The sequence below is a fragment of the Nitrospirillum amazonense genome, from assembly GCF_029594735.1.
Classification (GTDB): domain Bacteria; phylum Pseudomonadota; class Alphaproteobacteria; order Azospirillales; family Azospirillaceae; genus Nitrospirillum; species Nitrospirillum amazonense.
In genome coordinates this window covers 121,702-141,455 of record NZ_JARPAF010000001.1, presented here as the reverse complement: position 1 = coordinate 141,455, position 19,754 = coordinate 121,702, and the positions used below count along the sequence as shown (strand labels likewise).

Here is a 19,754-nt window from a genome sequence, read left to right as displayed (position 1 = left end):
AAGGCGGCTGTTAACCAATTCTGCTTTGCTCACCCAAATAATCATGTGTGCAGGTGCACAATGAAAAAGGCCGGACCCTTGCGGATCCGGCCTGGCACTTACAAAACAGCAATCAAACGGGCGGGCTCACTCCACCCGCAGAGCGCTGGCCACGGCGGTGCGCGCCGCCGTCAGCGCGGGGACCAGCGCCGCCAGTACCGCCACCGCGAGGGCGACCCCCAGGCCGGCGGCGGCGCCCCACACGCTAGCCTGATAGTCGAAGGGATAGCGGATGATGCTCTGGCCGAACCGGGCCACCACCGGGCGGCTGATGAGCGGCGCCAATGCCCAGGCGACACCCCAGCCCAGGACGGCGATGACCACCGCCTCATAGATGAACAGACGCACCAGGGTGGCGCCGCCGCCGCCCATGGCCTTCATCACCCCGATCTCGCGCGCCCGTTCCGCCACGCTGACGCCGATGCAGGCCGCCAGGCCCAGTATACCGGTAGCCAAGGCCAGGGCGGAGATCGCCATGAGGATGAGGGTGATGAAGTCCAGATGACCGTCGATGATGGCCTTCAGCATCCCCGCCGTTTCCGCCTCCCCCACCTGGATGCCGGCGGCGGTCAGACCGTCCTGCAATTGCTGGGCGGCCTCGCGCTGGTCCGTGCCCGGGGTCAATGCCAGGTAGACCAGGTCTACGTCCGCCGGGGACGGGCGCAAGGCGTCCATGACCGCCGCTGGGGCGTAGATGCGACCGGGCCCGAATTCCCGCACCACGCCGATGACGGTGACCGGCGCGGAACGGTCCCCGGCGCGCAGTTGATAGCTGGCTCCCAGTTGTATGGCCGGCATGTCGGCCAGCAGCTTCTGCGTCACGACGACACCGTAGGGCTCCGTCCCGTCCAGCCACCGCCCGGCCAGCAGGTCGGGGCGCAGCAGGCGGGTGTCCATCGGCGGCGCCGCCACGGGGATGGTGTTGCCCAGGCGCGCACCGTCGGTGGTCAGCGGTATGACCGCCGCCGTCCGCCAGTACTCTGCGATGCGCACCTCTGATCGGCCGGCGAGCAGGGGTCGCAGGCGGTCCACCGGATAAGGCTGGCGCAGCGCCAGTTGCACGTCATAGGGCTTGGTCCGCGCCACGGCCGCCGCCGTGCCCTGCATGGAGGCCCGGACGTTCAGGGCCGTCAGGAAAAAGGCCAGGCCGATGGCCAGCACCAGGGCGCTGAGCAAGGCCGGGCGGGGCCGCCGCAGCACGGCCCCCAGCGCCAGGCGGGGCAGCAGGGGCAGGAACATGGCGCGGCCCAGCATCCCCACGCCCACGCCGCCGCCCTGACCTTCGGTCCGCATCAGGGCCAGGCGCACAGGCAGGCGCACCGTCCGCCCCACCCGCCAGGTGGCCACCGCCAGCGGAGTGCCGGCACCGAAGACCAGGATGATGGCCGCCACCCAAAGGGGCGGCCGGGGCGTCACCAGGTCGAAATTGTTGCCGGCGGCCAGGAAGCGGGCCATGAGGGTGCCCGTGGCCAAGGCGGGCCAGAGACTGGCCAGGGCCGCCGCCAGGCCCAAGGCGCCCGCGGCCAACAGATAATCACGCAGCACCTGCCCTGGCCGGGCCCCAAGGGCCCGCATCACCCCCACCACCCGCCGCTCCCGCGTCATCATCCCGTCGATGAGGTTGATCACCAGGACCGTGCCCATGACCAGGGTGGTCAGGGCCAGGCCGGCCATCAGCACCAACAGCGCGTCCAGCTGGTTCTGGTGGCCGTAGACCGGCACATCGTGGATGTCCATGCGCCGCACGGTCACGCCCGCCGCCGCCAGCGTGGAATTCACCGCCGCGGCCAGCGCGCCGGCGCTTTCCGGGCCGCTGAATGCACGCGTGGTCAGCAGCAGGCGGGTGCCGTCCAAAGCCTGGCCCCAGGCGGCCAGGGTGGCGCGGGTGACATAGCCGTAGAGCACCATTTCCATGCGCGAGGGATGCTGGCCCGGATCGAAGACATAGCCGCTGAAGGTCCCGCTGGCGGTTCCGCCGTCGGCGAAGCGCAGCGGCAGGGCCGACCCCGGCCCGCCCCCCATGAAATAGCGCCCGTCGCGTTCCAGCAGCAGGCCGCCGGTGGGGGGCGGCCAAGCCTCCTTGGGCAGGCCGGCGTCGGGGGCGAATGTGGCCACGCGCAGGTCGCGGAAATCGTCCACCACCGCCAGTTCCAGGGGCCACCAGCGGCCCGGCCTGGTTTGCACCTGCGCCATCACCAGGGGGCGTTCCTCCACCGCCGCCACGCCGGGCAGGACCGCCAGCCGGCGCAGCGCTTCCGGCGGCACCGCATCGGTGCGCAGCACCAGGTTGGGCGGATTCGTGCGGCGATAGCCGGCATCCAGGTCGGTGCGCAGCAGGGAGTAGGCGGCCACCACCGCGCCGGCGACGAACAGGCCGATGGTCAGGCCGGCAAAAGCCATGAGGGTGCGGCCCCAGCGCACGCCGAAATCGCGCGCCACCTTCTTAAGACGCACAGCGGTCATGGCGCGCCCTCCGCCATCCCACTTTCCGTCACCTGGCCATCCTCGACCCGCAGCACGCGGTGATAACGGTCCAGCCCGCCGCGTTCGTGGGTGGCGACGATGACCGTGCGCCCATCGGCCACGCAGCGGTCGAACAGGGCGGTCACCCGCTCGCCATTGGCGCGGTCCAGGTTGCCCGTGGGCTCGTCCGCGACCAGGATGGGTGGGTCGTTGGCCAGGGCGCGCGCGATGGCCACACGCTGCTGCTCGCCACCCGAGAGGCGACCGGGTGGACGGAAGGCCTGGTTGGCCAGGCCCATGTCGCCCAGCAGGGACAGGGCCCGCGCCCGGCGCGCCCTGGCCGGCACCGTGCCCACCAAATCCATGGCCAGCACGACATTGTCCAGGGCGGTCAGCGTGGGGATCAGTTCAAAGAACTGGAAGACGATGCCGATGCTGGCCCCCCGCAAGCGGGCCAGCGCCCCCTCCCTCAGTGTCTCCAGCGCCGTGCCGTTGACGCGGACGGAGCCCTGGCTGGCCCGGTCCACCCCGGTGATGAGGTTCAGCAGCGTGGACTTGCCGGAGCCCGATGCCCCCGTCACCGCCACATACTGCCCCCGATCGATGGTGACGGTGGCGGGCCGCAGGGCGGCGTATTCGTCAGGCCCCTGGCGGAACGTCCGCCCGGCGGCCAGCAATTGAATGACAGGCGACACCTGCACCCCCTATTTCGTTGAAGAGAGGGCAGCATGGCAGGGCGGTGTCGGGCGCCTTTGCCGCGATTGTCAGGAAAGTGTGGGGAAAGCCATGGTGGCGGTAGTGCCCACATCTACCGTGCTGTCCAGCGTCAGCCGGCCGCCCTGCGCCACCACCAGGCTGCGGGCGATGCCGAGACCCAGGCCGGCGCCGCCGGTGCGACGGCCCCGGTGGCGGTCGACACGGAAGAAGCGGTCGAAGACGTGGGGCAGGTCGGCCGCCGGGATGCCTCGGCCGTTGTCGGCGACAGTCACCCCCCAGCCCGCGTCGTCGGCCCACAGGCTGAGGGTGATGCGCGCGTCCGGCCGGCCCTGGGTGGCGGCCACCGCATTGTCCACCAGGTTGCCCAGAGCCTGGAACAGGCGTTCGGCGTCGATGTGGACGGTGGCGTCCGCGTCCACGCTCGCCGACACCCCGATGCCGGCGCCCTCGATGCGGGACGAGAGCCGGGCGAAGGCGCCGCGCCCCCAGTCGGCCAGCGACACGGCCTGCCGCACCAATGGAACGGCCCCCTCCTCCACCCGTGCCGCCTCCAGGATGTCGCCGATCAGGCGATCCATCAGCGCGATTTCCGCATCCATCTGCGCCAAGTGCGGGTTCGCCTGTTCCGGCCGGCGGGCGATGGTTTCCCCCAGTGCCCGCAGCCGGCCCAGGGGGGAACGCAGTTCATGCGACACGTCAGCCAGCAGCCGGCGCTGCCGCATCTCGGCATCGCGCAAGGCCTGCGACATGTCGTTGAAGGATTTGACCAGCCCCGCCAGTTCGCGCTGGCGCGGCGGGTCCAGCGTCTCCCCGAAGTGCCCGTCGGCCACGCGGGCGGCCAGGCTGGATAAGCGGCGGAAGGCCGCCGTCAGGTCTCGCACCGGCGGCCAGACCAGCAGGGCGGCCAGTCCGATGACCACCAGCACAACGGGCACGAACTCCACATGAAAGGGTATCGCCGGTTGGCCGGCGCGGCTCAGGACCAAGGTATCCCCGCCGGGCAGCGGGGCGGCCCCCACCAGCACCTCCAGATCCTGGTGCCCCGCACCGATCAGCCGGGGATCCAGGGGGGGCTTGTCGGGGCGGCTGTCCGCAACGACGCTGCCGTCCGCCGCCAACACGGTCAGGCGCACCCGGCCGTGCGCCGCCCGCCAGGCCTGGACGACGGTTGCCGGGTCCTGGTCCACGGGCCAGTGGCTCGCCTGCCAGCGGGCCTGGTCCTGCAGGTCGCGCTGCCAATCGCCGTAGAGGAAGCGCGCCTGGAAGTGGAAGGACAGCGTCACCAGGATGCCCAGGCAGACGGCAACCAGCAGCAGCGCCCGCCAGAACATCAGACGGAACAGGCCTGGACCCCTCATGACAGGTGGAACCGGTAGCCCACCCCCCACACCGTGCGGATGAAGGTGGGGGCCTTGGGGTCGTCGCCGATCTTGCGGCGCAGATTGCTGACGTGGGTGTCGACGGCGCGGTCGAAGGCGTCCGTCTCCCCGCCGCGCACGCATTCCAGCAGCATGTCGCGGCTGAACACGCGCCCAGGCTCCGCCGCCAGGCGGGCCAGCAGGTCGAATTCGGTGCGCGTCAGATCCAGGGCCTGGCCATGCAGGCTGGCGGCGCGGCTGCCGGCGTCGATGCGGAAGGGACCGGCGTGGTGGATGGCGGGCGGGGCCGCCGGGCTCGCGCGGACGCAGCGGCGCAGCACCGCCTTGGCCCGCGCCTCCAGTTCCCACAGGCTGTAGGGCTTGGGCAGGTAGTCGTCAGCGCCCAGGTCCAGGCCGCGGATGCGGTCGGCCTCTTGCCCCCGGGCGGTGACCATGATGATGCCGATGCCGTGGTCGCGGCGGATACGGCGGCAGAGGGACAAGCCATCCTCCCCCGGCAGCATGATGTCCAGCACCGCCAGGTCGACGGGATGTGCCCGCAAGTGCGCGTCCGCCGCCGCCGCGTCCACCGCCCAGTCGACCTGGAAACCGCTGTCGACCAAATGGCGCACCACCAGGGGCGCCAACCGGTCATCATCTTCCACCAGCAGGATGCGGCCCTGGCGTTTCACGCCATCGTCGGGCGAGGATGGGATCATGGAGGCGGCACCTTTGGGAGCGATGTACGCACGCCTGAGGATAGCGTGAATCGCCAGCCCCGCGACATAGTCGCAATCTTACGGCCTAGGCAGCCTGACCGCTGGTCGGGCCTCACCTTCTCCCCTATCATTCAGCGCGTTAACCAAACCTGCCTGCCCAAAAGCCCGCGCCCGGTCCGCCGGGAACGCCGGGCCCATCTGGAGGGAAAGCATGACGAAGTCCATTCTGCGCGCCGCCCTGCTGTCGGCCGCGATGGCGGTCACCACCACCGCCCCGGCCCTGGCCGCCGGCGCCCCGGTCGTCACCACCGTCCACCTGATCACCGCCACCGGCGTGGGGGCCGCCATCGGCACCATCACCGCCACCGAGGGCAGCGGCGGCCTGGTACTAACGCCCAAGCTGACCGGCCTGCCGCCGGGGGTGCACGGCTTTCACCTGCATGCCAACGCCTCGTGCCAACCAGGGGAGAAGGACGGCAAGCCCGGCGCCGGGCTGGGCGCCGGCGGCCACTTCGACCCCGCCGGCACCGGCAAGCACCTGGGGCCCACGGCCGACGGCCATAAGGGCGACCTGCCGCCGCTGACGGTCACGGCCGATGGCAGCAGCGCGCCCGAGCCGCTGACGGTGCCGCACCTGACGCTGTCCGACCTGGCCGGTCACGCCTTTGTGATTCACGCCGGCGGCGACAACTTCTCCGACACGCCGGAACCGCTCGGCGGCGGCGGCGGCCGTATCGCCTGCGGCGTGGTGGGCGAGAAGTAAATCCACCTGCCACAGATGAGAAAAGCCCCAGCGGAACCCTCTGCTGGGGCTTAATTTTTTGCAGTTCGCCCAAATTTTAAGCTGTGTAACAAATCCTGACACGCCCCCTTGTGGCGCCTCTTCCGCCCTGCCTATAGTAGTAGGCATAAAGGCAGGCCGGGTGCGGCCAGACCGGTAATGAAAACGGGAGGGTGCTGGCGGGGAATCGGGCCGCGAGGCCTGGCCATGTCCCCGATATGATCAGCACCACCTGGAAAACGCGGGGGCGTTATGGGTGACGAGGCGGGGACCGGCGGCAGCCGACCGGAGACGGAGGATCAGGCCCGCGGCCTGAACGCGGCGGCGGTTCGGGCCATGGCGGCGGGCCAGCCGGCGCGGGCTGTGGCCTTGCTGGAAGAGGCGCTGTCCTTCCTGCCCAGCCAGGTACCGCTGTGGCTGAACCTGGCGGGCGCCCATCGCGCGCTGGGCCAGCCACAGGTCGCCTTGTCGGCGCTGGACCGGGCGCTGGCGCTGGACGCCCGGAACTTCATGGCCCTGCTGATGCGCGCCTCGCTGCTGGACAGTATGGATCAGCCGCGCCAGGCGGGAGCGGCCTACGGCACCGCCTTGCAGTTGGCGCCGCCGGACGCGGTGCTGGACGCCGCCACCGCCCGGGCCGTGGCCCGCGCGCGGGAACGCCATGCGGAGTACCTCGCCGACCTCGACGGCTTCCTGAAAGAGGAGATCGACGGCGATCTGCGCCGCTGCGCCAGCGGAGAGGCGCGGCGCATGGCCCGTTTCGTCGACATGGCGCTGGGCCGCACCAAGCCCTATCACCAGCAGCCGGCGCAGTTCTTCTACCCGGGCCTGCCGGCCATCGAATTTTTCGACCGCGAGGAATTCCCCTGGCTGGCGGAGCTGGAGGCCGGGACCGACGCCGTGCGCGCGGAACTGGCCGCCGTCCTGCGGGACGGGGACGATCCCCAGCGGTTCGTGCCCTACATCACCTATCCCGAGGGCCTGCCCCTGGACCAGTGGGCGGAGCTGAACCATTCCCCGCGGTGGAGCGCCTTCCACTTCATGCATTACGGCCGGCCGCACGCGGAGAATCGCGCCCGCTGCCCCAGGACCGCGGCCCTGCTGGACGCCATGCCCCAGCCGCAGGTTCCGGGCAAGTCACCCGCCGCCATGTTCTCGATCCTGAAGCCGCGCACCCGCATTCCCGCCCACACCGGCGTATCCAACACCCGGCTGGTGGTCCATCTGCCCCTGGTGGTCCCACCCGGCTGCGGCTTCCGGGTCGGCAACGAAGTGCGGCAGTGGAAGGTGGGCGAGGCCTGGGTGTTCGACGACACCATCGAGCATGAGGCATGGAACGACAGCGACCAGACCCGCGTCATCCTGCTGTTCGACATCTGGCACCCGCACCTGAGCGCGGCCGAGCGCGAGATGATTACCCGGATCATGACCGGCATCGACCGTTTCAATGGCGACGGGCCAGCCCCCGAGAGCGCCGGAGGCGGCCTGTAGTCCAAGGCCCACCGGACCATCTATGCCAAAGCATACGATGAGCGGGGTCGCCGGCTGGTCCATATGACGGCCAGGTACCGGTCCCAGCGGGCGCGTCCCGGACGCGCCCCACCCTTCCCCCTTTCGGACCGGGGCAGGTGGCACCGCGGACCCTTATGACCTTTCCATCCTCCCCAACCCCGGGCCCCACACCGGCGCTGACGACGGCGCCGCGGGACGGGACGCCCAACCCTGACCCCGCCTTGGACGGCGCCGGCATTCCGCGCCTGAGCCAATTCGGCCGCCGGGGCCTGCTGGGTGCCGCCATGCTGCTGACCCTGGCCGTGCTGGCGGTGGCGGGGGCCCAGTTGCACCACGACGCCGACGCGCTGCTTGCCGACCTGCAGCGCCAACTGCTGGCCCGGGCCCTGACCCTCACCCCGGCGCTGGAACAGGCGCGCACCATCGGTGACGGCGTGGCCGCGCGCCTGTCGGGGACACGGGCGGAGCCCGGCAGCATTCAAGGCCTGCCCGTCAACGACGCCGTGCGCTGTAACGAGCGCTTGACCCCCGATCCCATCGCGCTGAACGCCCACCTGATCCTGGCGGCACCTGACCAGCGCCCGCCCGCCGGCCCCACCGCCTGCCTTCTGTCCTTGCTGCAGAGCATCAGCCTGCTGGCCAGCGGCACGCCCATCAGTTCGGTCACCGTGATCGGGCCGGACTGGGCGTTGACCTACCCCGACATGCCGCGGGGCCTGCGCGACGACATGACCGGTGAACGTTTGATCGCCAGCGTCCGCGGCCTGGCGCAACGCGCGCTGAAGACCGGCCAAGGCATGATGAGCCCGCCCTATCGCAGCATGGTGGCGGGCCGAGGCGTCACCGCCGCCTATCTCACCCGATCCAGTGACCGGCCCGACTTCCTGGCCATCACCGTCAGCCTGTCACTGGAGGGACTGTGGCGGGCGATCGGACCCCTGCCGGACCTTCCCGGCAACGAACTGATGATCGTCGACGCCAAAGGCACCGTCGTGTCGCGTGGCGGCGCCCCGGCGGAATCCGTGCTGCCGGACCCTAAGACCGGCGACCGCCCCAGCCTGCCCGTGGCCGAGATGCGAAAGGCGCTGGCCGGTGCTGGCCAGCCGGTGCGCGACGGCGCCTGGCTGACGGCCGCCCTGCCCCTGACCAACCTCGGCTGGTCGCTGGTGGTCCGCGTGCCCTGGGAGGACTTCCTGTCGGCGCTGCTCAGCGGCAGCCTGTGGCCCCTGGGCAGCGCGGTCCTGTTGCTGGCCGGCATCTGGCTGGCCTACGGCGCCGCGTCGCGTCGACTGCTGGCCCCGGCCATCCTGCTGGAGCAGCGCCTGCACCAGGCGGTGGGCGAGCTGCGGCTGACCTTCGACAACATGACGGAAGGCTTGTGCCTGCTTGACCGCGAGGGCCGGGTGAAGGCGGCCAACGCCCGCCTGGCCGCCGTGCTGGACCTGCCGGAGCATCTGACCTGGCCCGGCGCCACCCTGGCCGAGGTCAACGCCCACTTGGCCGGCCTCTATCCCGCCGGCATGCGCCTGCTGACCATGCCCGCCCTGCTGGCCCGCCTGGCGGAGGGGGGCGGGCAGTACAGCTTCGACGCGCCTCTGCCTGGCGGCCGGCGTTGGTACGAGGCCCGTTTCCGCCTGGTGCCGGGCGGCGACCTGATCGTGGGCCTGGCCACCGACATCACCGCCCGCAAGCGTGACGAGCTGGCGCTGGCCGCCACCAAGGAGCGCGCGGTGTCGGCCCTCGCGCAGCTGGAGAGTGCCCAGGACCAGCTGGTGGAAAGCGAGAAGATGGCCGCGTTGGGTGGCCTGGTGGCCGGTGTGGCGCATGAGATAAACACCCCCATCGGCGTGGGTGTCACCGCCGCCAGCACCCTGGCGGAGCGCACCCGCCTGCTGGCCGACGCCTTCGCCGGGCGCACCATGACCAAGGAGATGCTGGACGACTACCTGAAGCGGGCGGCCACCCTGACGTCGCTGATCCAGGAAAACCTGGATCGCGCCACCCGGCTGGTACGCAGCTTCAAGCAGGTGGCCATCGACCAGCACGGCGACGCCGCGCATGAGGTGCGGCTGAAGCGGTACCTGGAAGATGCGCTGATGAACCTGCGACCCGAGCTGCGGCGCGGCCGACATACCTTGGTCATCGAGGGGGACGGCGAGATCATCGTGCGGGCCGTGCCGGCCCAGCTGTGGCAGGTAATCAGCAACCTGGTGCTGAACGCCGTCATCCACGCCTTCCCCGACCAGGAGGGCGGCACCGTGCGCGTCACCCTGGCCCGGTCAGGCCCCCGCGCCATCCTGGAGGTGCGCGACGACGGCATCGGCATGACCACGGAGGTGCGCCACCGCTGCTTCGAACCCTTTTACACCACCAAGCGGGGCCAGGGCGGCAGCGGCCTGGGTCTGTCCATCGCCCATACCCTGGTCACCAGCGGCCTCAACGGCCGCATCACCGTGGATAGCGCCCCCGGCGCCGGCACCACCTTCCGCATCGACATGCCCCTGGTCCTGCCTCCCGCCATTTCGGCGGAGACTGCGCCTGATGCTCTCACCCGGACATCGCCATGATGACCTTCGACGACCTGTTCGCCCGGCCGTCCGCCGACCCGGTTCCACCGGCATCGCCCGTGGCGCCCCCTGGGGCGCCCCCTGTGGCGCCCTGGAAGGTGCTGATCGCCGACGATGACGCGGCCATCCATGCCGTCACCGAACTGGCGCTGGAGGGGTTTCGCATGGACGGTCGGCCGCTGGCCTTCCTGCACGCCTATTCCGGGGCGGAGACCCTGCAGCGCATGGCGGAACATCCGGACATCGCCGTGCTGCTGCTGGACGTGGTGATGGAAAGCGACAGCGCCGGCCTGGACGCGGCTAAGGCGGTGCGGGAGCGGTTGGGCAACCGCCAGGTACGCATCGTGTTGAACACCGGCCAGCCGGGCTCGGCGCCCGAGGCCGACATCATCGCCCGCTACGACATCGACAACTATCGTGAGAAGGGGGAACTGACGGAGCGGCAGCTGTTCACCCTCATGTATTCCTGCCTGCGCGGGTACCGCGATATCGCGGCGGTGGAGCAGAGCCGCCAGGGCCTGCGCCGGCTGATCGACGCGCTGCCCCGCATCTTCCACCTGACCGCGGCCGACCGCCTGGCCCGCACCTGCCTGGAGCAGCTGGCGGGCCTGACGGGCGGAGTGGGCCTGAACGGCCTGGTACTGGAGCAGCAGCGGCCCGAGGGCCCGGCCCACGCCCTGGCCGCCTGCGGCCGGTTCGAAACCCTTGACCGGGACGGACCACTGCCCATGGACGTGCAGGCCGCGCTGACGCTGGACGGAAACCTGCGAGAGCACGACCGCTGGAGCGAATGGCTGCCCACCGGCGGTGGCGGGCGCCGCCTGCTGTACCTGGACGGCCTGGCCGCCGCTACGCCCCTGGGCCGGGATCTGCTGGCCCTGTTCGTGCGCAACCTGGCCGTGGCCTTCGACAACCTGCGCCTGAAAGAGGAAATCGAGGAGACCCAGCGCGAGATCGTCTTCCGCCTGGGCGAGGCGGTGGAGACGCGCAACCAGGAAACTGGCAACCATTTGAAGCGGGTGTCGGAGGCGGCGGGCATGATCGCCGCCTACCTGGGCTATGACGAAACCATGGTGACCCGGGTGCGCTATGCCGCCCCCCTGCACGACATCGGCAAGATCGGTATTCCCGACCATATCCTGAACAAGCGCGGTCAGCTGGACGCGGAGGAATGGAAGGTAATGCAGACGCACGCCGACATCGGCTGGCGCATGCTGAAGGATGCACGTCAGGACATCCTGCGCGCCGGCGCCGTCATCTCCCTTCAGCATCATGAGAAATGGGATGGAACGGGCTATCCCCGGGGCCTGCGCGGGGATGAGATCGACCCGCTGGCCCGCATCGTCGCCGCCGCCGACGTGTTCGACGCCCTGGGCAGCCACCGGCCCTACAAAACGCCCTGGCCCCTGGAGAGCATCCTGGCGCACATGACCAAGGAACGGGGCCGCCATTTCGACCCAGCCGTGGTGGACGCCATCCTGGCGCTGGCACCGGCCCTGATGGAAAGCCGGACGCGTTACCCTGATATCGAGCGGTAGCCGGCGCCCACAGTGCCTTCTGGCGGGGCGGCCTTGCGGTTGCGGTTCACCACCATCTCGTCATACAGGGCGGTGATGGTGCGGCTGCCGGTGCGCACGAAGAGGCCCGGCACGACGGCGTGCACCAGACAGGCCAAGCCCGCCAGCACCATGCGGCCGCCGAAGGACGCCGCCATGACGGCATGCTCACCGTAGTTTTCCTGGACCGACCGCGGGTGGTCGATAAACAGCTTGCCCAACATGGTCCGCATCTTCCCCTGTCATTCGATGACGATGACATCAGCATAACCCGGACGGCCTTGAGAAAAATCCCAAACTATCCCACTGTTGTCGGCGCGTATGGTGAATTCATCCCATGAAATGGCGATTCTATGGATCATCTTGACAAAACCGACATCCGGCTTCTGCAGTTACTGCAAGAGGACGCCTCGCTGTCCATCGCCCAGTTGGCCGACACCGTGGCCCTGTCGGCTAACGCCTGCTGGCGCCGGGTCAAGCAGTTGGAGGAGGCGGGCATTATCCGCCGCCGCGTCGCCCTGCTGGACGCCGACCTGCTGGGCTGCGGCATCACCGTGTTCGTCGCCATCCGGACCAACCAGCATGACGAGGATTGGCTGGAGACGTTCGCCCGGGGCGTGGCGGACATTCCCGAAATCGTGGAGTTCTACCGCATGAGCGGCGACGTCGATTACCTGCTGAAGGTGCTGGTGGCCGACATTCCCCATTACGACCGGGTGTACAAGCGCCTGATCAAGGTGACCAAGCTCACCGACGTCAGTTCCAGCTTCGCCATGGAACGGATCAAATCCACCACGGCGATCCCCCTGCCGAACCCCTTAGCGCGTCCCTAAAGGGGCATACGCCAAAGGCAAGATCGCCAGCAGGGGAAAACTGCGTCATGTTCCCCATCTGGTTTGCCCCATCCGCGTTGCGAAACGCGGAGGGTTTTTTTTATGGGCGGTTGGCGCGTCGCGGTTTCGTGAGGGTGCCGGGTTTGATGAGGGCGTAAGCCGTGGACATGCTGCTGCGACAGCGGGTGCGACTGGCGGGGCTGGCGGCCCTGGGTGGCATCGTCGCCCTGCTGTTGATCATGCAATCCATCTTCGCGGAGGTGGTGAGCAGCGAGAGGTGGGTGAACCACAGCCATCAGGTCCGCACCACGGCGACCCTGGTGCTGAGCCACATCCTGTCGGCGGAATCGGCCCAGCGCCTGTACCTGCTGGTCCACGCACCAGAGGCGCGGGACCGCTTCCAGGGCTACCGCGACGACACCACCAACCAGTTGCTGGCGCTGACCACCCTGCTCAGCGACAACCCGGATCAGGTGCGGCGCGCATCCACCCTGACGGCCCTGGCCAATGCGCGGCTGGATGCGCTGCAGGTGCTGATGCAGGCCCCCGCCGGATCGCCCCCTGACACCATAACGCTGGAACGGGGCGAGTCCCTGATGGCCGAGGTGCGGGAGCAGGTGGCCATCATCGACGGCACCGAGCAGGCGCTGCTGGTGCAGCGGCAAGGCCGGGTCAACACCCTGCGCCTGCTGTTCGTGGCCGGCAGCGTCGTCATCTGCCTGGTGGCCGGTGGCCTGGTCTGGCGCCTGTCCAGCGGCGCCATGACGGAGGCGGATCGCGAAAGCCGCATGCGCCAGCAGTTGCAGGACATGCTGGACGAAAAGGGCCGCCTGCTGCGCGAGATCAACCACCGCGTGGGCAACGGCCTGTCCATGATCGGCACCCTGCTGCAGTTGCAGACCCATGACACCAAGGACCCGCAAGCCGAACGCGCCCTGGCGGAGGCCCGCACCCGCGTGCTGGCGATCAATGAGGTCCACAAGCGCATGCTGCAGGCCGAAACGGTGGACGAGGTGGAGTTCGGCGCCCTGCTGCCCGCCTTCTGCCGTGAGGTGGCGGCGGAATACGGTGCCCTGGACCGGGTGCAGGTGACCAGCACGCCCGTGCTGCTGCCGGTGGAGACGGGGGTCGCGCTGGCGCTGATCCTGAATGAGATGCTGACCCCTACCTTGCGCCGGTCGGACGAGCTGTACAGCCCCGTGCAGCTGACCCTGGCGGTGGTGGACAACCGGCTGTCCTGCATCATCGACGACCCCAGCGGTCAATTGCCCACCGACATGGGGGCCGCCCGCCTGGCCGGTATCGGCATGACCGTGGTCCAGGCGCTGTGCCGCCAGATCGGGGCGGAGATGGCCTTCGACAAGGCCGGCACCCAGTTCTACATCTCCATCACCGTGCCCCGGGCGCGCAAGGTGCAGGCGGCCTGAAGGCTGACCGCGCGTGCCACCTCTAATTTATTGAAAAATCGGATCTGCAACGATCCTGTCTTGCGGCTGTGCCTGTATTTCCCAGTGGCTTTCGCTATGATGGCGCGACCCTGACGTTTAGAGCCGAATGCGTTTAACCAAAAACGCACTCGGCTCTAAGTGCTTGTTCAACGAGCGGATTCACGCTGCAAAGCGATTCCGCTTTTCCGCGATCCGCTCTAGCCGGAAAGGCACAACGGCTTGCCAGCCCACTACCTGAAGCTGCACGGCAAAGGCCTGCGCGCCCGGCTGCAAATCCTGCTGCTGGTGGTGGTGGCGCCCCTCACGGCCCTATCCATCGCCGACTACGGCGCCCGGCGGTCGGAAGCCGTTGCCGGCGCCCAGGCCCAGGCGCTGGGCCTGGCGCACGCGGTGGCGGGGCAGCAGGCGATGTTGATCGCCCAGGCCCGCCATATCGCGGACACCCTGGCCGGCGAAAGCGCGCGCCTGCCGCTTGAGGAGTGTGTGCAGGACGCGCGGCTGATGAAGGCGGCCCATCCCTGGATCACCAACGTGAACCTGATGGGACCGGACGGCCAGGCCTTCTGCTCTTCCTCCGGCCCCCCCTTCCAGAGCTTTGGCGATCGCGACTATTTCCAGACCCTGATCAAGACCGGCCAGCCCACCATCAGCGATTTCCTGATCGGCCGCACCTCCGGCCAGCCGGTGATGGTGGTGGCGCAGATGCAGGCCACCCCCAAGGGCGACGTCGCCCGGGTGGCCAGCACCGCCATCAGCCTGCAATGGCTGGAGGACATGGGCCGGCAGCTGGTGGAGAAGCGGCACGCCGTGTTCCTGGCCGTGGACCGCCACGGCCATATCCTGGCGCGATACCCGGAAGCCGGTGCCGAGGTGGGGGATGGCGATCGTCGCTCGCCCTTGATCGGCGCCATGCTGGCCACGCCGGACGGCAACGCGGACACGGTCGATTTGCATGGCGAGGGCCGGCTGTTCGGCATCGCCAGCGTGGGGGATACCGGTGCCCGCGTGGCCGTCGGCCTGTCCAAGGCCGAAGTGCTGGCCGCCGCCAACATCGATTTCCGCCGCAACCTGGTGGTGGTTCTGGCCGTCACCCTGCTGGCCTTCGCCCTGGGGGTGGCGGGGCTGGAGCTGTCGGTCCTGCGCTGGCTGCGCGCCCTGGGCGACGCGGCGCAGCGCATCGCCGCCGGCGACCGCGCCATCCACATCGACAGCCCCGGCAGCGGGCCGGAGCTGGAGGCCGTGGCCCAAGCCTTCAACGCCATGGCCGACGCCGTCGCCCGGCAGGAGCAGGAACTGGTGGCGCGGGAGGAGCGTTTCCGCGACCTGACGGAGGTGTCGACCGACTGGTACTGGGAAACGGACGAGACCCACCGCCTGACCTACATCTCCGACGGGGTGCAGTTCGTGGGCATCGACATGACCCAGCTGCTGGGCCGCACCCGGCGCGAGCTGTCGGCCGATGCCGACGCCGCTCACTGGGTGACCTACGAAGGCTTCCTCAACACCCGCACCCCCTTCCGCGACTTCACTTATTCCGTGCCCGGACCGGACGGCCAAGTCCGGCACGTGGAAATCTCCGGCCGGCCCTATTATGCGCCCGATGGTCGCTTTCGCGGTTTTCGCGGGGTGGGACGCAACATCACGCCCTTGGTGGAGGCGCGCCAGCATCTGCAGGAACGCGACAGGCTGCTGACCACCATCCTGGAATCCATCGACCAAGGCATCGTCGCCTTCGACGCCCAGCTGCGCCTGTCCATCCGCAACCGCCATTTCCTGGACCTGATGGGGCTGAAGGCAGATGACTGCCCGCCTGGCCTGCCCCTGGGGGAGGTCGAGCCCTTGCTGAAGGATGGCGCCGCCGACCCGCTGGCGGGGGTGCGATCACCGGAACCCATGACCTATGAGCTGACACAGGCCGATGGCAGCACGCTGGAGGCGCGGGCCATCCCCATGCCTGGCGGCGGTTTCGTCGTCAGCTATATGGACATGACGCTGCAACGGCGGCAGGTCAGCGACCTGATCGACGCGCGCGACCGCCTGGCGGCACAGGCGCGCGAACTGCGCACCCTGGCGGAGGAGCTGGACGCAGCCCGCCGCGCCGCCGAGGCGGCCAACGCCGCCAAGTCGGACTTCCTGGCCAACATGAGCCATGAGATCCGTACGCCCATGAACGGGGTCATGGGCATGGTGCAGCTGCTGCTGGATAGCCCGCTGACCGCCGACCAGGCGACCTACGCCGCCATCATCCGCGACAGCGCCGACGCCCTGCTGTCCATCATCAACGACATACTGGACATCTCGAAGCTGGAAGCGGGGCGGGTGGAGCTGGAGGAGGTGCCCTTCGCCCTGTCCGACGTCACCGCCGGCGTGCTGGCCATCCTGGAGCCCCGCGCCCGCGACAAGGGCATCCGGCTGGAAACGATGGTGGTGGGGGGCGCCCCCGGCCTTTACCGGGGCGACCCGTTCCGCCTGCGCCAGGTCCTGCTGAACCTGGTGGGCAACGCCGTGAAGTTCACGGAGAGGGGATCGGTCACGCTGGAGGTGGAGGTGGGCATCGCCAAGGACGGCCTGGTGCCGCTGCACTTTGCCGTGCGCGACACTGGCATCGGCATCAGTGCGCCAGCCCAGGCGCAGCTGTTCCGCAAGTTCGGGCAGGCCGACACCTCCATCTCCCGCCGCTTCGGCGGGTCGGGCCTGGGCTTGGCCATTTCCCAGCGGCTGGTGGCGCTCATGGGTGGGGCCATCACCCTGGATAGCACGCTGAATCAGGGCAGCACCTTCGCCTTCACCGTGCGCCTGCCGCCGGCGCGCGCCAAGGATATGCCCAAGGCGCAGGCCCTGCCCCCGATACAGGGATCGCAACCGGCTTCGCCCTCGCGCCCCAGCCGATCGACCAAACCCATCCGGCCCGGCCTGCCCACCGGCAACGGCGCCCGGCTGCTGGTGGTGGACGACAACTTCATCAATCAGACGGTCGCCCGAACCATGCTGGAGAAGCTGGGCTATCGTGTCACCCTGGCCGGCGACGCCCGCACGGCCCTGGATCTTTACGGGCGCGAGACCTTCCACGCCGTGCTGATGGACATACAGATGCCGGAGATGGATGGGGTACAGGCCACCCAGCACATCCGCGACATCCAGGAAAGGACAGGGCGGCCGCGCACCCCCGTCATCGCCATGACGGCCAACGCCATGGCCGGCATGCGCGAGGAATATCTTGCCGCCGGCATGGACGACTATATCGCCAAACCTTTCGCCCTGCCCAACCTGGCCACCACCGTGGCGCGCTGGGTGGCGGCGGGCGGGCCGATCAAGGATAGTGTGGAAGCGGCCATTCCCGCCGCTTCAACCCCAGTACCGCGCCCGGTATCGGCTTCACCGGCGCCGGTTCCGTCAGCACCGGCGGCCGGTCCACCGGTGCTGGATCCTGCCCCCCTGCGCCAGTTGGCGGAGCTGTTGGACACCGACACCCTGGCCGACCTGGTCATGTCATCGGTGAACGAATGCGAGGCACGGGTGGCGTCGCTGGAGACCCTGGCGGCCACCAGCGACACCGACGCCATGGCCAGGGCCGCCCACACCCTTATCGCCACGGCGGGCGATATGGGGTTGCGCCAGATGCAGGCAATGGCCACCCGCATCCAGGCCTGCGCGCGCGCCGGCGATGCGGATGAGTGCCGGCCCGAAATCGCCGCCCTGGTGGCGGCCTTGCCCGCCAGCCTGGCCGCAGTGGCCGCCGTGCTGAAGCCGCTGCTGAAAAGGAACGAAGGGTAATACCAAACCGCGTTGGGTTGGACTCACCGCAGCTTGGTATAGGCCCGCGGCGCCTTATCCCTGGCGCTCACCCGCCCACCATTCGTCCGCCGTGGGCAGGGTGCCGTAGCTTTGGCGCAGAGCGTTGGACCAATGGTCGCGCACATGCTGGAAATAGCTGTCGGTCTCGGTGATGCGGCGGTGGATGCGCAGTTGCAGGTCATCGCGATGGTAGACCGCGAGGTCGATGGGCATGCCGACAGACAGGTTGCTGCGCAGGGTGCTGTCCATGGAGACCAGCACCAGCTTCACCCCGTCCTGCACCGGCGTGTCGAAAGAGACGACACGATCCAGGATGGGCTTGCCGTACTTGTGCTCCCCAATCTGCAAGTAGGGCGTTTCGGGCGTCGCCTCGATAAAGTTGCCGGGCGAATAAATCTGGAACAGGCGCATGCCCCGGCCCCGGATCTGCCCCCCCAGCAGGAAGGACGCGTCGAAGCCCACGCCCTGCGCCTTCATGGCCAGGCCGTCGCTGTTATAGACATCGCGGATGGCGGCACCGACCAGCTGCGCGGCGCGGAACATGGACGGGACGGTGGCCAGCGTTTCCGGATCGGCGTCGCCGATGGAAACGCCTTCCTGCAGGCGGTTCACCACCGACTGGCTGATGGACAGGTTGCCCGCCGTCAGCAGGACCATGCAGCGCTCACCCGGGGTTTCGAACCGGTGCATCTTGCAAAAGGTGGAGATGTTGTCGACACCCGCGTTGGTGCGGGTGTCGGAGAGCATCACCAGCCCAGCCTTCAGGAACAGGGCGACGCAATAGGTCATCTTCAGGCCTCGACATGCGGGACGCCATCCTTGACGGGCGGCTTTCTTCCTCAAGTGAGGGATGGGCGCCCCGATGGACAGGGCGCCTATCCCCATGCCCCGTCATACCGCGAAACCGGCCGCCACCACCAGGGGGCGCACGTTAAGTATTGGCGACCGCCCGGAAACGCAACGAATGGATCCGGCCCCGGGTTAGGTCCCCGGCGTCCGGATCCATCGCGGCAGTTCAGCGGACGTTGAGATAGAAGCCGCTGATCTCCTGGCCCAGGCGCAGCATGTCGTCGATGAACTGCGTCACGTATTCGTGCAGGCCGAACTGGAAGATGTCCTCCACCCGGCCATAGCGCAGCCTGGCGTGGATCTCGCCCGCCAGGCGGTGGCACTCGCCCCGCTGGCCGCCATAGCGCACGGCCAGGGCCTCCAGCAGGTCCACCACATGGGCCAGGCAAGCCACCAGGGACCGGGGCATTTCCGGCCGCAGGATCAGCAACTCCGCGATCAGCCAGGGCTTCAGCCGGTCATGATAGACCCAGTGATAGCTGCGCAGGGCGGAGACGGCCCGCAGGATGCTCTGCCACTGATAATAATCCAGCACCCCGCCCACGCCCTCATGATCCGGCAGCAGGACATGATACTTGACGTCCAGGATGCGGGCGGTGTTGTCCGCCCGTTCCAGCAGCGTGCCCAGATGGGTGAACAGATAGCCGTCGTTGCGCAGCATGGTGTTGGCGTAGCTGCCGCAGAACAGCAGGGAACGCTGGACCACCCAGTCCATCAGCCCGGGAAGGCTGTCCGCCGCCAGGCGGTCGGCCTTCAGGGCCCGGGTCTGCTGCCAGGTCTCGTTAAGCGCCTCCCACGTGTCCACGGTCAGGGCGGTGCGCACCGCCCGGCCGTTGCGGCGGGCGGTTTCGATGCAGGACACGATGCTGGACGGGTTTTCCGGGTCCAGCACCAGGTAGTCCAACACCAGGGAAGGCACGATCTCCCCATGCTTGGCGAGGTAGCCCGGCTCCGTCCCCGCCGCCACCAGGGTGGAGCGCCATTCGTTGCCCGGATTGTCCAGGGACAGCGACATGTTGGACATGCGGTTGCCCACCTGCACCAGGCGCGCGACGCTGGCCGCCCGTTCCATATAGCGGGCCAGCCAGAACAGTCCGTCTGCGGTACGGCTCAGCAT

The 19,754-nt window shown here is 69.0% G+C and carries 14 protein-coding genes; 7 read left to right on the top strand and 7 right to left on the bottom strand.

What is annotated here, in order from left to right; all coding sequences use genetic code 11:
- Nucleotides 1–126: 126 nt before the first annotated feature.
- From P5F91_RS00575 to P5F91_RS00560, 4 genes are all read right to left on the bottom strand, one after another.
- The gene (locus tag P5F91_RS00575) at nucleotides 127–2,502 is read right to left on the bottom strand and encodes an FtsX-like permease family protein (RefSeq protein WP_277906127.1); all 2,376 of its coding nucleotides are present in this window, start codon (nucleotides 2,500–2,502) and stop codon (nucleotides 127–129) included.
- A complete protein-coding gene (locus P5F91_RS00570) occupies nucleotides 2,499–3,197 on the bottom strand; it encodes an ABC transporter ATP-binding protein (protein ID WP_211107085.1) in 699 nt (232 codons plus the stop codon). The genes P5F91_RS00575 and P5F91_RS00570 overlap by 4 nt, the downstream gene beginning before the upstream one ends.
- Nucleotides 3,198–3,266: 69 nt before the next feature.
- Complete coding sequence (locus P5F91_RS00565) at nucleotides 3,267–4,577, bottom strand: sensor histidine kinase (RefSeq protein ID WP_277906126.1); 1,311 nt, start codon at nucleotides 4,575–4,577, stop codon at nucleotides 3,267–3,269.
- On the bottom strand, nucleotides 4,574–5,296 hold the full coding sequence (locus P5F91_RS00560; RefSeq protein WP_277906125.1) for a winged helix-turn-helix domain-containing protein: 723 nt from the start codon (nucleotides 5,294–5,296) through the stop codon (nucleotides 4,574–4,576). The genes P5F91_RS00565 and P5F91_RS00560 overlap by 4 nt, the downstream gene beginning before the upstream one ends.
- A gap of 211 nt (nucleotides 5,297–5,507) precedes the next feature.
- Here P5F91_RS00560 and sodC point away from each other — a divergent pair, with 211 nt between their 5' ends.
- From sodC to P5F91_RS00540, 4 genes are all read left to right on the top strand, one after another.
- Nucleotides 5,508–6,059, top strand: coding sequence for a superoxide dismutase [Cu-Zn] SodC (gene sodC / locus P5F91_RS00555; RefSeq protein WP_277906124.1), 552 nt, complete (start codon nucleotides 5,508–5,510; stop codon nucleotides 6,057–6,059).
- Nucleotides 6,060–6,329: 270 nt separating this feature from the next.
- Nucleotides 6,330–7,568 carry an aspartyl/asparaginyl beta-hydroxylase domain-containing protein gene (locus P5F91_RS00550; RefSeq protein WP_277906123.1) on the top strand — a complete coding sequence of 413 codons (1,239 nt, stop codon included), beginning with the start codon at nucleotides 6,330–6,332 and terminating at the stop codon, nucleotides 7,566–7,568.
- Between the two features lie 155 nt (nucleotides 7,569–7,723).
- Complete coding sequence (locus P5F91_RS00545; protein ID WP_277906122.1) at nucleotides 7,724–10,156, top strand: ATP-binding protein; 2,433 nt, start codon at nucleotides 7,724–7,726, stop codon at nucleotides 10,154–10,156.
- Nucleotides 10,153–11,694 carry an HD domain-containing phosphohydrolase gene (locus P5F91_RS00540; protein WP_277906121.1) on the top strand — a complete coding sequence of 514 codons (1,542 nt, stop codon included), beginning with the start codon at nucleotides 10,153–10,155 and terminating at the stop codon, nucleotides 11,692–11,694. The genes P5F91_RS00545 and P5F91_RS00540 overlap by 4 nt, the downstream gene beginning before the upstream one ends.
- Here the strand turns inward: P5F91_RS00540 and P5F91_RS00535 are convergent.
- Nucleotides 11,673–11,945, bottom strand: coding sequence for a DUF6356 family protein (locus P5F91_RS00535; RefSeq protein ID WP_246134535.1), 273 nt, complete (start codon nucleotides 11,943–11,945; stop codon nucleotides 11,673–11,675). The genes P5F91_RS00540 and P5F91_RS00535 overlap by 22 nt on opposite strands.
- A 120-nt stretch (nucleotides 11,946–12,065) precedes the next feature.
- Here P5F91_RS00535 and P5F91_RS00530 point away from each other — a divergent pair, with 120 nt between their 5' ends.
- From P5F91_RS00530 to P5F91_RS00520, 3 genes are all read left to right on the top strand, one after another.
- A complete protein-coding gene (locus P5F91_RS00530; protein ID WP_277906120.1) occupies nucleotides 12,066–12,545 on the top strand; it encodes an Lrp/AsnC family transcriptional regulator in 480 nt (159 codons plus the stop codon).
- Nucleotides 12,546–12,712: 167 nt separating this feature from the next.
- Nucleotides 12,713–13,972: a sensor histidine kinase gene (locus P5F91_RS00525; protein WP_246134542.1), complete on the top strand. Its 1,260-nt coding sequence runs from the start codon at nucleotides 12,713–12,715 to the stop codon at nucleotides 13,970–13,972.
- 240 nt (nucleotides 13,973–14,212) lie between these two features.
- Nucleotides 14,213–17,767 (top strand): response regulator, encoded by a 3,555-nt coding sequence (locus P5F91_RS00520; protein ID WP_277906119.1) that lies wholly within the window; start codon nucleotides 14,213–14,215, stop codon nucleotides 17,765–17,767.
- A gap of 54 nt (nucleotides 17,768–17,821) precedes the next feature.
- On the opposite strand, the gene P5F91_RS00515 is transcribed toward P5F91_RS00520, so the two are convergent.
- Both P5F91_RS00515 and P5F91_RS00510 read right to left on the bottom strand, forming a co-directional pair.
- Nucleotides 17,822–18,577, bottom strand: a complete 756-nt coding sequence (locus P5F91_RS00515) for a proteasome-type protease (RefSeq protein ID WP_145612832.1) — start codon at nucleotides 18,575–18,577, stop codon at nucleotides 17,822–17,824.
- Nucleotides 18,578–18,803: 226 nt separating this feature from the next.
- Nucleotides 18,804–19,754, bottom strand: coding sequence for an alpha-E domain-containing protein (locus P5F91_RS00510; RefSeq protein WP_145612833.1), 951 nt, complete (start codon nucleotides 19,752–19,754; stop codon nucleotides 18,804–18,806).

Bases quoted from the DNA above. Each gene is read 5' to 3' on its own strand.
- P5F91_RS00515 (WP_145612832.1), bottom strand. From the start codon at position 18,577: ATGACCTATTGCGTCGCCCTGTTCCTGAAGGCTGGGCTGGTGATGCTC.
- sodC (WP_277906124.1), top strand. From the start codon at position 5,508: ATGACGAAGTCCATTCTGCGCGCCGCCCTGCTGTCGGCCGCGATGGCG.
- P5F91_RS00525 (WP_246134542.1), top strand. From the start codon at position 12,713: ATGCTGCTGCGACAGCGGGTGCGACTGGCGGGGCTGGCGGCCCTGGGT.
- P5F91_RS00535 (WP_246134535.1), bottom strand. From the start codon at position 11,945: ATGCGGACCATGTTGGGCAAGCTGTTTATCGACCACCCGCGGTCGGTC.
- P5F91_RS00565 (WP_277906126.1), bottom strand. From the start codon at position 4,577: ATGAGGGGTCCAGGCCTGTTCCGTCTGATGTTCTGGCGGGCGCTGCTG.
- P5F91_RS00545 (WP_277906122.1), top strand. From the start codon at position 7,724: ATGACCTTTCCATCCTCCCCAACCCCGGGCCCCACACCGGCGCTGACG.
- P5F91_RS00575 (WP_277906127.1), bottom strand. From the start codon at position 2,502: ATGACCGCTGTGCGTCTTAAGAAGGTGGCGCGCGATTTCGGCGTGCGC.
- P5F91_RS00510 (WP_145612833.1), bottom strand. From the start codon at position 19,754: ATGCTGAGCCGTACCGCAGACGGACTGTTCTGGCTGGCCCGCTATATG.
- P5F91_RS00540 (WP_277906121.1), top strand. From the start codon at position 10,153: ATGATGACCTTCGACGACCTGTTCGCCCGGCCGTCCGCCGACCCGGTT.
- P5F91_RS00560 (WP_277906125.1), bottom strand. From the start codon at position 5,296: ATGATCCCATCCTCGCCCGACGATGGCGTGAAACGCCAGGGCCGCATC.
- P5F91_RS00550 (WP_277906123.1), top strand. From the start codon at position 6,330: ATGGGTGACGAGGCGGGGACCGGCGGCAGCCGACCGGAGACGGAGGAT.
- P5F91_RS00530 (WP_277906120.1), top strand. From the start codon at position 12,066: ATGGATCATCTTGACAAAACCGACATCCGGCTTCTGCAGTTACTGCAA.